Annotated in this window: 10 protein-coding genes and 1 pseudogene; all 11 read right to left on the bottom strand. The window is 36.0% G+C overall.

The window, feature by feature from the left end; translation table 11 throughout:
• Positions 1–42 precede the first annotated feature (42 nt).
• On the bottom strand, positions 43–2070 hold the full coding sequence (locus ACZZ95_RS03950; RefSeq protein ID WP_463468091.1) for a glycoside hydrolase family 3 C-terminal domain-containing protein: 2028 nt from the start codon (positions 2068–2070) through the stop codon (positions 43–45).
• Between the two features lie 4 nt (positions 2071–2074).
• Positions 2075–2287 (bottom strand): hypothetical protein, encoded by a 213-nt coding sequence (locus tag ACZZ95_RS03955; RefSeq protein WP_463468092.1) that lies wholly within the window; start codon positions 2285–2287, stop codon positions 2075–2077.
• A gap of 92 nt (positions 2288–2379) precedes the next feature.
• Complete coding sequence (locus ACZZ95_RS03960) at positions 2380–3951, bottom strand: GH39 family glycosyl hydrolase (protein WP_463468093.1); 1572 nt, start codon at positions 3949–3951, stop codon at positions 2380–2382.
• A gap of 218 nt (positions 3952–4169) precedes the next feature.
• On the bottom strand, positions 4170–4817 hold the full coding sequence (locus tag ACZZ95_RS03965) for a glycoside hydrolase family 97 catalytic domain-containing protein (RefSeq protein WP_463471620.1): 648 nt from the start codon (positions 4815–4817) through the stop codon (positions 4170–4172).
• Positions 4744–6177: a glycoside hydrolase family 97 N-terminal domain-containing protein gene (locus ACZZ95_RS03970; RefSeq protein WP_463468094.1), complete on the bottom strand. Its 1434-nt coding sequence runs from the start codon at positions 6175–6177 to the stop codon at positions 4744–4746. The genes ACZZ95_RS03965 and ACZZ95_RS03970 overlap by 74 nt, the downstream gene beginning before the upstream one ends.
• Positions 6178–6763: 586 nt before the next feature.
• Positions 6764–9165 (bottom strand): annotated as a pseudogene (locus ACZZ95_RS03975) (glycoside hydrolase family 31 protein).
• Positions 9166–9404: 239 nt separating this feature from the next.
• Positions 9405–11891, bottom strand: coding sequence for a glycoside hydrolase family 2 TIM barrel-domain containing protein (locus tag ACZZ95_RS03980; RefSeq protein ID WP_463468095.1), 2487 nt, complete (start codon positions 11889–11891; stop codon positions 9405–9407).
• 138 nt (positions 11892–12029) lie between these two features.
• Positions 12030–12899, bottom strand: coding sequence for a hypothetical protein (locus ACZZ95_RS03985; protein WP_253251074.1), 870 nt, complete (start codon positions 12897–12899; stop codon positions 12030–12032).
• Positions 12900–12917: 18 nt separating this feature from the next.
• Entirely contained in the window at positions 12918–13229 is a 312-nt protein-coding gene (locus tag ACZZ95_RS03990) for a RagB/SusD family nutrient uptake outer membrane protein (protein WP_463468096.1), read from the bottom strand.
• Positions 13189–13425, bottom strand: coding sequence for a hypothetical protein (locus tag ACZZ95_RS03995; RefSeq protein WP_463468097.1), 237 nt, complete (start codon positions 13423–13425; stop codon positions 13189–13191). Before ACZZ95_RS03995 ends, ACZZ95_RS03990 begins: the two co-directional genes overlap by 41 nt.
• Before the next feature lie 56 nt (positions 13426–13481).
• Positions 13482–14501 carry a RagB/SusD family nutrient uptake outer membrane protein gene (locus ACZZ95_RS04000; RefSeq protein WP_463468098.1) on the bottom strand — a complete coding sequence of 340 codons (1020 nt, stop codon included), beginning with the start codon at positions 14499–14501 and terminating at the stop codon, positions 13482–13484.
• Positions 14502–14509 lie beyond the last annotated feature (8 nt).

Genomic DNA, 14509 nt, shown 5'->3' on the forward strand with positions numbered 1-14509 from the left:
TGGCGTTGATTATAGTTAGATTTTATGAAAAGAAAACAGCTGTTATTTAACTGTTACCTCAATTTCTTTTTTGATATCTCTAGAAGAAGTTCCTAACTTAATAGTATATTTTCCAGGTTCAACTGTCCATTTTTTGGTCGCAACATCGTAGTAAGCCAATTCTTTTACTGGTACTTTAATAGTCACTTTTTCTGAACCTCCCGCTTTTACATCAGCTTTTTTGAATCCTTTTAATTCCTGAGTCGCACGTGTAATTTTAGAATCAGACTTAGAAGTATATAATTGTACTACTTCTTTTCCGTCTACTTTTCCAGTATTTTTAACGTCAACTGTAACTTCAATTACATCGTTTTGAGCATACGATTCTTTATTTGCTTTTGCATTATCAAGCGCAAAAGTCGTGTATGATAATCCGTAACCGAAAGGATATAATGGCGCAACATTTTTAGTATCAAACCAACGGTATCCGATCAAAATTTCTTCTGCATAATTTACCGTTTTGTCTCCAGGGAAACTGTTTGTTGCATGCGCAGGAGAATCTTTTAGCTGTTTAGGCATTGTCCAAGGTAATTTTCCTGATGGATTTACTTTTCCTAAAATAACATCTGCCAAAGCATTTCCACCTTCAGAACCATTGAACCAGCTCCAAACTAAAGCAGAAGATTTCTGGCTTACTTCATTAATATCAAATGGAGCTCCTGCAATCATTACTACAATAGTTTTAGGATTTGTTGCAGTTACTTTTCTGATTAATTCTTCTTGTCCAAAAGGCAAGTGTAAATCTCTACGGTCTGAAGCTTCTGTTTCGTAATCACGGTTTGAACCCGCAAAAATGATCGCAACATCTGAATTTTTAGCCGCTTCTACTGCTTCTTGAACTTTAGCGTCATCCAATTTATCAATTGTAACAGGTCCTGTAGAAGTAATATTTCCTAAGTTTCCTTTATTTTTTTCGTCGTAACGCTCTAAATATCCTTCTGCGTAATTGATTTTAATTGAAGAAGGTAATCTATTTTTAAGACCTTCTAAAGGGGTAACTTCTCTTTTTGTTTTCACTCCAGCTCCAAATCCGCCAAGAGCGTTTTTCTTTGTAGCATTGTTTCCAATAACTGCAATCGATTTTACACCGTCCAATTTTAATGGTAAAGCATTGTTATCGTTTTTCAACAATACAATCGCTTCTGCCGCAATTTTGTAAGCGTCTTGGTAATGTGCTTCTGTTGCGATGCTTCCTTTTGCACGCTCGCCTCCGCCCATTGCTTTAACTTGGAACAAAACTCTTAAAATACGTTTTACATGCAGATCAATTTCTTTTTCTGAAACTTCACCAGATTTAACCGCGCCGATTAATTTATCGGCTAAGAAAAATTCGTTGAACGGTTTTGGTGTTCCCATTTCAATATCTAAACCATTTTTCAATGCTTTTGCTGTAGAATGCACTGCGACCCAGTCTGAAACTACTACACCTTTAAATCCCCATTCGTCACGAAGGATTTTATTCAGCATATAATCATTTTCACATAAGTATTCGCCTCTAAATTTATTATAAGCTCCCATAATACTGTATGCTTTTGCGTCTTTTACCGAAGCTTCAAAAGCGGGAAGATAAATTTCACGAAGTGTACGTTCGTCAATTTGTACATCGACAAAATCACGATTGGTTTCCTGATTGTTTGTCGCATAATGTTTTACGCAAGCCATTACATCTTTTTCTTGTAAACCAACGATCAAAGGCACTGAAAGTTTTTTATTCAAGAAAGGATCTTCAGACATGTATTCGTAAGTTCTTCCTCCAAGCGGTGTTCTTACCATATTAATGGCTGGCGAAAGTAACATGTCTTTGTCTCTTGCACGTAATTCTTCTCCTAAACTAGCCCCAAAAGTATGTGCCATCTCTGCATTCCATGTTGCCGCTAAAGCACCTCCTGCTGGATAATACGTTGCAAAGTCATTTGTTAAACCTGCCGGAGCCCAATTGTCGCGTGAAATTTCTTCACGAACTCCCAACGGACCGTCGGCCATTTTTAATTCTGGAATTCCTAAACGTTTTACGCCTGCGTTCGCAAACATACTGTTACCGTGCAAGCATTCCAATTTTTTCTTCCAATGTCATCTGCGAAATCAATTTGTCGATTTCAGCATCATGATCTGTGCTTATTTCTTTTCCTACGTATTCTTCGGTCTGTGCCGAATCCGAATTTGAAGCTTCCGTCTTCGCATCATTTTTACAAGAAGTAAACAATGCAAAAACAACTGCGACCGAAAGGAATATCATTTTGTTTTTCATAGATAGTTAGGTGTTTAGATTTAAAGATTCTGAGCCTCACTAATGATCTTTAAATACCGTTAATATTATTTTTTGTGTTTGTGGTTTTTTGTTTATTGTTTAATCAGATTAAGAAAAAAAACATCATTTTCATTGATTTTAAATTCTCTGCTGAAAGTTCCTTTTCCGTCAATCGTAATTTTTTCTGTTGCAATTGGTGCGCCGTTGTTTTTTTCTTTTAACGAATTAACCTGCTGACGTGTTAACTGACTTGGTTTATTCATTGCCAAATAATCTGCATAAACGTCGTTTGATTTATATCCTACTTTGTAAATTTCTAGCAGATATTTTCCTTTCTGCATTCCATCAACTTCAACTTTTACTTTTCCTTTTTCTTTTGATGGAAGATCCTGAACATAATATGTTTGGTTCCAAACTTTATCGCCCGGATGCGTATTGGTAAAATCCCATAGCAAAACTTGTACATCGCCTTTGGCATTTTTGGAAGTCCACGAAGCTTTATCTGAATTTTGAAGTTCTGTTTCTCCTAATTTATTCATTAAATAATAAGAGAAATAGGCCGGCTTTTTAATTCCTTGTGTATTTAACAATCCGAAACCTCCGTGAAAAGGTGTAAATCTTGGTCCTGGTTCTTCAAAAATATCAGTAAAAACCCAATACGACATGGAGTTTGCATCATTGCCGACTTGCTTCAATTTCTGCAGTATATAAGCCGCCGAATGATAGCTGTCATGAATTGGATCGGCTGGCGTATAAGATGAACTCCATTCTGTATAATGCAATTCTAAATTAGGTTTAGCCGAATTAGTGATTTGCTTACGCGAATTGCTGACATCTCCGTTGACACTATTTATGTCTGGGCTCAAAACTGTTCCAGAAGTTCCGAATTCGTCTAAATATCCTTGATTAACACCATAAGTATGAGTCGAAATAAAATCTAAAGGCACATTATTTTTAACACAAAAATCAATTGTTTCGGGAACCCATCCTGCGCCTGCCGTTGCTGGTCCGCCAACTTTATATGCAGGATTTACCGCTTTGACACCACGAGTCGCATAATCGTATAATTTAAAATATTCTGCTTGAGTTCCTGTCCAAAAACCTGGTGATAAGTTGGGTTCGTTCCACACTTCAAAATACCATGTTTTTACTTCTTCATCTCCGTAGCGTTCCTTAAAATGTGCGGTTAGATTTTTAATTAAATCTTCCCATTTTTTATAATCTTTTGGAGGTGTTACATTTCCCTTCCACCAAAAAATAGTTTCTTTTCCACTTGCTAAAGCATTAGGCATAAAACCTAATTCTACAAACGGTTTCATTTTCAGGCTCACAATATAATCGAACAAAACGTCTACATATTGGTAATTGTATTCCGGATTTCCTTTGTTATCTTCACGATAAACGGCCATATCATCGGACAATAAACCATGAAAACGGATGTATTTAAAATCGCATTCTTTTTTAACCAATGCCAATTGTTGTCGCCAGTCGGCTCTCAAACCTTCGTTTGCTCTTCCGGCACCAATGCATTCTTTAAACATGGTATTTAATTTTCCTGCTTCTTTTTTATAATCAACTTTTATGATTCGATTTTCAGCAGTATTATTTTGTCCAATAATTTGGATTGAATGAATTAAAACCAGCAGTATTAGAATTCTTTTCATCTGAAAATTTTTTGTTATCCTAACAGGTTTCCAAAACCTGTTAGGTATTATTACCCAATCTAAAAAGCGTCTTTAATTTTGACGTTATATCTGATAACTAAACAGGTTTCAAAAACCTGTTAGGTATTTTTTACCTAATCTAAAAAGCGTTTTTAACTGTGACGTTATATCTGATACCTAACAGGTTTTGGAAACCTGTTAGGATATTAAATCTATAATTACAATTTTTTAAATCTTACTGCTCCACCGCCAGCTCCGCCTAATTTTAGGTTTAGAACATCTGAAGCTTTTACTGTTTTCTTAGAAATGGCAACTGCTTCTGGATTGTGCGTTTGATCTGTTCCTTCGGCATCAACATAAATTTGTGCTTCGTAAGTTGCATTTGGATCTAAGAATGATAATGAAATTGTCGCATTTCTTGGTTTTTCATTCGTAAGAGTTCCCAAATACCAGTCTGCGCTGTTTCTGTCTTTTCTTGCCGTTGTAATATATTCACCAATTTTTCCTTCTAAGATTTTAGTGTCTTCCCAATCGGTCGGAACGTCTTTTAAGAATTGTAAAGCTGGTTTTCCTTCGTAGTTTTCTGGAAGATCGGCCAACATTTGAATTGGAGAATAAATTGTTACATACAATGCCAATTGTCGCCCCACTGTTCCTTGAATTCTTTTTCCTGGATAACCTTGTTTTACCTCAACATCAAAAATTCCAGGTGTAAAATCCATTGGTCCAGAAAGTAATCTTGTAAATGGAATAATACTTAAATGGTTTGGCGGATTTCCTTCGCTCCATGCGTTATATTCTTGTCCACGCGCTGCTTCTCTTGAAACCATGTTTGGGAAAGTTCTTCTTTCTCCTGTATCTTTGATTGATTCGTGGTATAAAACGGCTAGATCGTATTGTGCTCGCTTTTTCTAAAATGTACCTGAAATAATTCACTCCAAATTGTCCAAAGTGCATTTGCTTCATATTCAATTTTGAACCCACGTGACCAATTTTTACCGTATGAATTCCTAGTTTTTTATATAAAGCAAAACCTTCATCAACTTCTTTTAAGTAGTTAATTAAGTTCGAACCTGTTTCGTGGTATCCGATTAATTCGATGTTCTTTTTCTTTCCGTATTCCACTACTTTTTCAAGGTCGAAATTGTCAGCGCTTTTCGTGAAGCTGAACATGTGCATACGGTTTTCATACCAGCCTGGCGTCCATCCTTTGTTCCATCCTTCGATCAATAAATGATTGAAACCTTCTTTTGCTGTAAAATCAATATATGCTTCTGCATTTTTGGTTGTAGCTCCTTGTTTGTCGCTTTCCCAGAACGTATATTTGCCGATGTGCATTCCCCACCAAATTCCTAAATATTTATAAGGTTTGAAATAACTTGCGGTATTTTTTAATTTGTTTGGTTCGTTTAGGTTTAGAACCAAATAAGAAGTAATCAATTCTCCAGGATTTTCTCCAATTTGAAGTGTTCTCCAAGAAGAAGTAAACGTATCTTTTACGCGAACTTTTACTCCGTCAGGCCACGGCACTAAATCCGATTTTAATTCGGTCCCTTTTGTGTTTACCAAAGTCATACTTGCAAAATCAATCAGATTTGCTTCGTGAAAACTTAGAGCCAATCCGCTTTTACTTTCAATTGTTAATGGAGTTAAAACGGTGTCCAAAGTACTTACCGGCGCATCTTTGAAAAGATATTCGTCGCGGTTTTCTCTGTTTGCTGGAATCCACCATGCTTTTCCGTCTTCTTTTAAGTTAAAAGTTGTTTTTTCGTCCGTAATAAAAATACTGTCTTTTACATTTTGCTTTGGATACACATATCTAAAAGCAACTCCGTCATCGAAAGCACGAAATTGAATTTGTAATTTTCTTTTGTTTCCTGTTTTTTGCTGTAAATCAACTACAAGCTGATTGTAATTGTTTCTGATGTTTTTCTTTTCTCCCCAAACTTGTTCCCAAGTTTCGTCAAAAGTCGAAGTTTTAGCACCTTTAATTTCAAAATTTGAACTTAAATCTTCATTTCCTTTTAGCAAAAATCCCATATCTGACGGAGAAATCACTTCGGTTTTTCCGTGAGAAACGGCGTATTTTGGAGCATTTTTTACGAGCTCAAATTTGATTTTGTTTTTTCCGTTTGGCGATGCCAGTTCGTAAGCGTTTTTGTTTTTCTGACTGTAGCCAATTGCTACTGAAAACAAAACGGCTGGGAGAATTAGATAGTTTTTCATGTTTTTTGAATTATTTTTTTGCCGCAGATTTAAAGATTAGAGAGGATTTTTATTTTTTCTCTCGCAGATTGAGCTGATTGAGCTGATTTTAAATATCACAAAAATCTGCCTGATCTGCTAAATCTGCGAGAGTAATAATCTTCTTTAATCCTTTAATCTGTGGCTATATTTTTTAAACACATAGATTCATAGCTTATTAGAAACTTAAAAAAAGGCGTTTCATTTATGTCAGTTCACATAGCTTTTTCTATGTGTGAGAAACTAGTTTCTTTTTATTTTCTTTGATCAGAAACAAAAAACTATGTTTCTATGTGTTTATTTTTTCTCGCAGATTGAGGAGATTTTTAATTTTTAATTTTTAATCCTTTTAATCTGTGGCTATATTTTTTAAACACATAGAATCATAGCTTATTAGAAATTTAAAAAAAGGCCTTTCACTTATGTCAGTTCACATAGCTTTTTCTATGTGTGAAAAACTATTTTCTTTTTATTTTCTTTGATCAGAAACAAAAAAACTATGTTTCTATGTGTTTATTTTTTTCTCGCAGATTGAGGAGATTTTTAATTTTTAATTATCAATTTTTAATTACTTAACCCACTCTGTTTTAAAAGTGGTTTTTCCGTTTAATGGATTTGCGACTACTTCAAAATTGTTTCCAGTTTTGTTCACTTTTATTTCTTGTACTGCATTGCCTTCTGGTAAAAATACTTTGGCTGTCGCCGAAGTGGTTTTGTCGCTTGCATAAACTTTTAATGTCAGTTTGCTCCAATCCATATCTTTTGTAGACTGCGCTAAACCAATGTGTGGAATTGCTGTTCCGTCTTTAACCAAAACGATAATTGGAATTTCACCAGCTTTGATTTTATGCCATCCTGATTGGTAAACTTTTTTAGTTTGATAATCAATCCAAGTTCCTTCTGGAAGGTAAACATCTCTTTCTTCAACTTCTTCAAAAAGCGGTGCAACCAACATACTTGAACCAAATAAATACTGATTATCTACTAACCAAGCTCCCGGATCGTTTGGATATTCTACAAATAAAGCACGCATCATTGGCAGTCCTTTTTGAGAACTTTCTTTTGCCTGAGCGTAGATATACGGCATTAATTCGTAACGCATATTATCTGCTTTTCTAAATCCTTCCAAGAAATCTTTGCTGTACAACCAAGGTTCGCGAGGCGGTTCTCCGTGGCTTCTTACGTGCGAAGTTAACATTCCAAATGGTGTCCATCTTCTGTAAATATTCTCTGGAGATTTAGTTGCGAAACCTCCAACATCGTGACTCCAGAAACTGAATCCGCTAAGACCTAAAGAAAGTCCACCGCGTAATTCTGCAGACATTGCTCCGTTTGTGGTTTCAGAATCACCTCCCCAATGTAAAGGATAACGCTGACTTCCTGCCCAAGTACTTCTTGCCCAGATTAAAGTATATCCTTTTTCTTTTTGAGTGATTTCTGCAACTGCTTTATTGTATCGTAATGGATATAAGTTGTGCTCGTAGAAACCAGTTCTTCCCGAATGGTAAATTCCGTCTGGCGGTGCCGCTTCTCCAAAATCTACTTTGAAAACCGCAACTCCTTCATCAAATAATTTTTTCAATTTTCCTTGGTACCAAGTTACCGTTTCTGGATTTGAGAAATCTAAAACCGCATCTTCATACGGAAGGTTTCCTTTTCTGTCTCTTACTGCTAAGTTTTTATCCATAATTTCAGGAAACAAAGTATTCTTTGGCGTGAAATAAGGCAATTGCCATAAACAAACCTGGAAACCATCTTTCTTTAAATCGGACATCATTTTTGTAGCGTCTGGGAAACGAGATTTTGCAAACTCGTAGTTGTTTCTCCAATCTACATCAAACCAACCCGTATCGAAGTGAATTACATCTGTTGGAATTTTATATTTACGCAAATCTTTTGCTACTTCGCGTCCTTCTTTTTCAGAGAAATAGGTAATACGGCTCATCCAGAATCCGAAAGACCAAAGTGGCAGGCATGGCGACTTTTCCAGTTAAATTGGTATATTGATCTAAAACGTCTTTTGGTTCTCCGATGAAGAAAAACAAATCGGCTTCGTCATCGCCAATATACATTTCGTTTGCACTTGAGAAATATTTTCCGAAGTCAACTGTAATTGGTGTTGAATGATGCATGAAAACTCCGTAACCGTAGTACGCTCATGTAAAACGGAATTGGTTTGTACATGGTTTCATTTTGGATTCCGTTTGCGTCATCTGCCCATAAAACTACTTTTTGACCACGTTTGTTTAATTGTGTGAATGATTCTCCACAGCCAAATATTTTTTCGTCTGGCTCTAAACTAAAAGCCGCACCCATACTTCTTGAATAATCGCTGTTTCTGCGAACATAAGAAAACGGAAGTGTTGGTGTATATGTGTTTTTAAAATCAGTATCGTGAAGTGTACTTGTCAGCAATTTTCCTTTTTCATCGTAGATTTTTACGTGCCAAGGTTTTGTCAAGATTTCAACTTTTCCGTGTTTACTTGTATAACTGTGACCGCCTTCAATTTTAGAATATTTCCATAATTCAGGATGGTTTGGCGCAACACCGTCAATCAGCATTAAAGATTCTTTTTGCGGATGAAACTGTGGTCCAGATGTTGTTTTAATACGAACTGTTCGATCTGAAACAAACTGAATTTCGAATGGTAAAACAGGTGATTCTTCGTATTCTGTTGTTGGAAATTCGTTTGCTTTTTCCACATCAGGTTTCATCATCATGTTGTTGAAAGCCTGACGCGTTTTATAATTGTATCTCAAATATTTTATAGTTCCTTTTCCCGTTGCAGGATCAAAAGAGGCCAATTCGTCTGCGAAATAAAAAGTATTCAGATAATTCTGAAAATCTTTACTGATGTCTATTGGTGCATTTAGTACGTCTGCATTTTGGATTTGAGCATTAGCATTTGGAACTGCCAAAAATCCAAACATAAGAGCAGAAAATAATGCGGTTAATTTTGAGTTTTTCATTGGTTACTTTTTATTTTTTGCCACAGATTAAAAGGATTCGAAAGGATTTTTTTTCTTTTTCCTTTTCTCTCGCAGATTTAGCAGATCATGCAGATCTAAATCTTTTTTAATCATTTTATCTGTTGCTATCTTTTTACAGAGATTTGAAAAAATAAATCTGCATGATCTGCTAAATCTGCGAGAGCATAAAAATCTTTTTAATCCTTTTAATCTGTGGCCATATTTAAAATTTCAAAAATTTATTCTGTTGTAATTACAATTGTAGCTTGTTTTAAGCCATTCGCTTTTGCGGTTAATTCTAATCTTCCAGATTGATCTCCAGACTGAACTATTACCAAGCATTTTCCAGCCAAAGCGGTATGTTTAGTTCCTTTATAAGGTTCGTGACTTACGGGATCACCGCCGCAAACACCAACGATTTTTCCGTTTCCTTTTAAAGAGAAGTTGATTTCGTTATTGGCATTCGGAACCAAAGTGCCTTTATCATCTAAAATATCAACTGTTATAAATGACAAATCATTTTTATCTGCTTTGATTGTGCTTCTGTCAGCAGTCAATTTTAACTGCGAAGGTTTTCCAGCCGTTTTAATTTCTTTTTCTAAAACCACTTTTCCGTCTTTACGAGAAATGGCTTTTAAAGTTCCCGCTTCAAAAGGAATTCTCCACATTACATGAAGATCGTCTCCTTTTTTGCTTCTTTTTCCAACTGATTTTCCGTTTACAAAAAGTTCCACCTCATCGGCTTTATTGTAGTATGCCCAAACGTCAACGGTTTGTCCCGCTTTCCAATTCCAATGTGGGAAAATGTGAAGAACGGTTTTGTCTGTCCATTCACTTTGGTACATATAATACACATCTTTTGGGAAACCTGCTAAATCTGCAATTCCAAAATAAGAACTAATTGACGGCCATTCATAAGGTGTTGGTTCGCCGATATAATCGAAACCGGTCCAAATGTACATTCCAGAAAGAAAATCGTGTTTTTTAATTACTTTCCACGTTGCTTCGTGAGTAGAACCCCAAGGTGTCTGCACCTGATCGTAAGCAGAAACTGTGTTACCTGGATTTCCTTCTGTAAATTTAAGGTCCCATCTTACCGGCCATTTTTTTATAGTATCTGAAACAGCGTCATAATATCCTCTTGTCTGCAAACCAGAAGTCGTTTCTGTTGCAATGAAAGGTGTATTTGGAAAGTTTTTTAGGTGATGTTCGTACGTTTGATGTGCATAATTGTACCCAATCAAGTCTAAAACACCTGATCCAGCAAGCGGATTAATCGATACATTGTTTTTCTCAAACTGTAACGTCACTTCATCAATATTCATATTTACAGGCGGATTCATTGCCGCAGTCAACGGACGCGTTTTATCGTACTGACGTGTAATTGTCGCTAATTCTTTAGCAATTACAACACCGGTTTCGTTCCATTGTTCTGGAATTTCATTTCCAATACTCCAAACAAAAATACTTGGATGATTTCGGTCACGCGACAATTGATCAATTAGATCTTTTTTGTGCCATTTGTCCCAGTCGTTTCCGTAATCGTATTTGGTTTTGGTTTGTTTCCACATATCGAAAGCTTCATCCATAACAATGAAACCCATTTTATCGCAAAGGTCTAAAAGTTCTGGAGCAGGCGGATTATGAGAAGTTCTGATTCCGTTTACACCCATTTCTTTCATGATTTCCAATTGACGTTCGATAGCACGCGTATTGATCGCGACCCCCAGCGGACCTAAATCATGATGTAAACAAACCCCTTTTATTTTTACCTGTTTTCCATTCAAAATAAAACCTTTATTCAAATCAAATTTAAAATCTCTGATTCCGAAATTGGTTTTGTATTGATCAACGATTTTATCGTCAACAGAAATTTCGGTAACTGCGGTATACAATTCTGGTTTTTCAACCGACCATAAAACCGGATTTTCTACTTCTGCAGATTGTTTTAAGGTTTGATTGGCATTGGCGCCGATTGTTATATCTTGAGTAACCGATGTTACTTTGGTATCTTCTTTAAAAATAATAGTGGTTACGGTCGCTTTTTCTGTCAGCGCGTTTTGATTTTGAATGGTAGTTTCAAATTCTACTGAAGCTTTTTGAGCCGTAACTTTTGGTGTTGTCACATAAGTTCCCCATTGTGCAACATGCAGTTTATCTGTGGTTTCGATCCAGACATTTCTAAAAATTCCTGAACCTGAATACCAGCGTGAATTGGGTTGTTTTGAATTGTCAACCTTAACAATTATTTCATTGTTTTTGTCTCCATAATTTAAATAAGGAGAAATTTCATACTGAAAACCAATATATCCGTTTGGACGTTTTCCTAAATAATGTCCGTTTACCCAAACTTCGCTGTCTTTGTAAACACCGTCAAAAGTTATAGATGTTACTTTTGTGCTGTCTTCTGAAGCGACTTTGAATGTTTTTTTGTACCAGCCTAAACCTCCGTTTAAAGCGCCGCCTCCATAACCTGCCGGACTTTTTTCATCAAAATTGCCTTCGATGCTCCAATCGTGCGGAACGTCTAGTTTTCGCCATTTTGTAGTACTTCCGATGGTATCTTTATCCACAATACTATCGTTAAGGTGAAAACTCCAATCTGTATTAAAAGAAACTTTTCTGTTTATAAATGCATCGTCTTTTTTAGCGCAGGAATTGAATAAAAGTACTCCGGTCGCGACTGCCAATAAACTTATGCTTTTTATGTTTTTTCTAATATGCATAGGTGCTTTTTGTGTTTTTGGAAATGGAAGATAGAAATAAAAAATGATTTCGAATATTTCTTCTTAAAATAATTTAAGTCTCAGTCTTAAAGCACATTATAAAATGTATTTAAAACTGAGACTTCAAAACTAACTAACTTATGATTTTGGAACTAAATGATAAATTAAATAATCACCATCTGCTCTAATTCCGATAAAGCATAAACTTGTATCAGTAAGTTCAACAATTTTTACATTCGTGAAACTGAAAGAAGGACTAAAATAACTTGGTTCGTTTGGATGCAGCATTTCTGTACCTCCGTTAAACGAAATTCTATCATTTGTTTCTCCAGTTGTAAGACTAAAATTGAATGTTCCTACTTTGGTTGTTTTTTGTGTATTCCCTAAAGCTGGGTTGGTTTGTGTTACCGAAACATTGTAACCTCCATCTAAATTAAATGTAATTTCTCCCCAATCTTTGTTTTCAAGACCAGCCCAAGAAATATCTGAAAGGTTTGGCCACCATCCTGGACCGCTCACCTCTCTGTTTACATAACTTGGTGTATTTCCGATAAATTCTAATGGAGCCGTCATGTATAAAACCCAAGTTTTTCCAGCTTGTCCATTAGTCAGTTTTTCCCATCTTGGATCGCTGAAGAAAGCATCATCATTTTCTGGAACTTCTACCGTTACCGGCGCCGCTTCAACAGAACCTCCTCTAACAAACGCTGTGTAAAAAATAGTGTACTTCCCTGCAAAAGGAAAATTTACTTTATCATCACTTTTGTTAGAATGTCCAAGTTCATTACCATTTCCATCAACATATCTCCAATATGGAATTACAGTTGGATCGTCATTCTTTAAAACTACTTCATTCTTTTTTGCAGTGTTTTGAGTTATCGAGAACTCAAGTGTTTCTGGTGTCAGCGTTACTGCCGGCAGACTTTCACGATCTTCAACAGGCTCGCAAGAGAATAAAAACGAACTGATTGTTACAGCCGCTAATACTATATATAATATACGTTTCATAATCAATTTGTTTAAATGTTAGTTCCAACCTGGATTTTGTTGAATAGTACCGTTTGAAAGTACAATCTGTGATTGTGGTAAAGGCGACCATCCCAGCGTTTCTGGTCTAAAAGTAACCGCAAACTGAGAATCTCCAGTATTATTATCAATCGCCGCTTTCATTACAGGCATACCTTGTCTGATTAAATCAAAATAACGTAAACCTTCTAATGCTAATTCAAGACGACGCTCTTCCATAATATTGGCCTGAGTTGCAGGAACTCTATTTGTCGTAGTTTTAAAAGCACGATCACGAACTCTGTCTAAATCTGTTTGTGCTAATGCAAGCATTTGTTCCTAAATTCAATTCAGCGACCATTAATAAAACATCTGCAAAACGAATAACCGCATAATCTTGATAGTTATCAATTTGGAAGTTTCCTCCATTTGCCTCTACAACTGCAACTCCTGCGGCTGTTAGTAATTGGGCAGTATTTTTTCCAAGAATATCCAGTATATTGACGCTGCTCTCTAGCTTGCGGGTCAAAGTTTAATCCTTCACCAACATAATCAATAAATGAAGCTCCTTTTCTTGTATCAGCATTATCGTATGCGAGCAACCAATTTAGGATTTACAGTTGCTCCTCCCCATCCTGTTGCATATTTACCAATTGAGCCTCCACGCGACGCAATATTTACTTGGAAACGGTTTCCTTCATGAAGATCCCAATTTCCTTTTCCTGATCCGTTGAAACGAACAGCCCAAACCATTTCTGTATTATCTTCTCCAGCAAAATTTTCAAAAGAAGTCGCTAACCAAAGATTTGCAAAATCAGCTACTAAACCGTGTCCGCTATTATTTACAGCATCATTGATATAAGTTACAGCTTGCGCTTTTGTAATTACTCCGGCTAGATCTGTTTTGTTGTAAGCTCCCGTGTAAAACAAGAATGTTCTAGCTAAATAAGCTTCTGCGACCCATTTTGTAATACGTCCGTAGTTTGCATTTCCTGCTTGTGAGTAATTTTCTGGACCTAAGTTATCAGCAGCAAATTTTAAATCGTTTGCAATTAAAGCATAAGTAACTTCTGGAGTTTGTCTTGGTAATTCAAATTCACTTGTTGTTACTGTATGATCCAACGGAATAATATCACCAAACATTTTTGTCGCCTGGAAATGAAAATGTGCTCTCAAGAAACGAGCTTCCGCTTCGTAACGTGTTTTTAAAGCTGTCTCAGATCCCCAGTTTACTTTGTCTAAGTTTTCTAATAGAACATTTGCTCTGTAAATTCCAAGATAAGAGTTTGACCAAGTCAGGCTATTCATATCTTTATCTGTAGTATATTGAAAGCGGTCCCACTGCAAATCTACCGTTGGATCTGCAATACCAAATCCACCAAAACAGTTATCAGATGCCTGCTCGCTTACGATCAATTGTGTACCATAAGCTTCTCTTTGCAATACGTCATAAACGGCAACCAAACCTTCAAAAGCATCAGATGGAGTTTTATAAAAATTCTCTGTTACTTTATCTGTATATGGTTCGTTTTCCAAAAAATCCTCCGAACAAGAACCTAAAACCAGAAGGCTTGAAAGGGCAAATAATTTTATATATGTTTTCATCGTTTTCA

Source organism: Flavobacterium sp. AC267 (genome assembly GCF_979258715.1).

Coding starts and splice junctions, on each gene's coding strand:
- ACZZ95_RS03950 (WP_463468091.1), bottom strand. CDS start 2,070: ATGTTTGCGAACGCAGGCGTAAAACGTTTAGGAATTCCAGAATTAAAA.
- ACZZ95_RS03955 (WP_463468092.1), bottom strand. CDS start 2,287: ATGAAAAACAAAATGATATTCCTTTCGGTCGCAGTTGTTTTTGCATTG.
- ACZZ95_RS03960 (WP_463468093.1), bottom strand. CDS start 3,951: ATGAAAAGAATTCTAATACTGCTGGTTTTAATTCATTCAATCCAAATT.
- ACZZ95_RS03970 (WP_463468094.1), bottom strand. CDS start 6,177: ATGAAAAACTATCTAATTCTCCCAGCCGTTTTGTTTTCAGTAGCAATT.
- ACZZ95_RS03980 (WP_463468095.1), bottom strand. CDS start 11,891: ATGCATATTAGAAAAAACATAAAAAGCATAAGTTTATTGGCAGTCGCG.
- ACZZ95_RS03985 (WP_253251074.1), bottom strand. CDS start 12,899: ATGAAACGTATATTATATATAGTATTAGCGGCTGTAACAATCAGTTCG.
- ACZZ95_RS03990 (WP_463468096.1), bottom strand. CDS start 13,229: ATGCTTGCATTAGCACAAACAGATTTAGACAGAGTTCGTGATCGTGCT.
- ACZZ95_RS04000 (WP_463468098.1), bottom strand. CDS start 14,501: ATGAAAACATATATAAAATTATTTGCCCTTTCAAGCCTTCTGGTTTTA.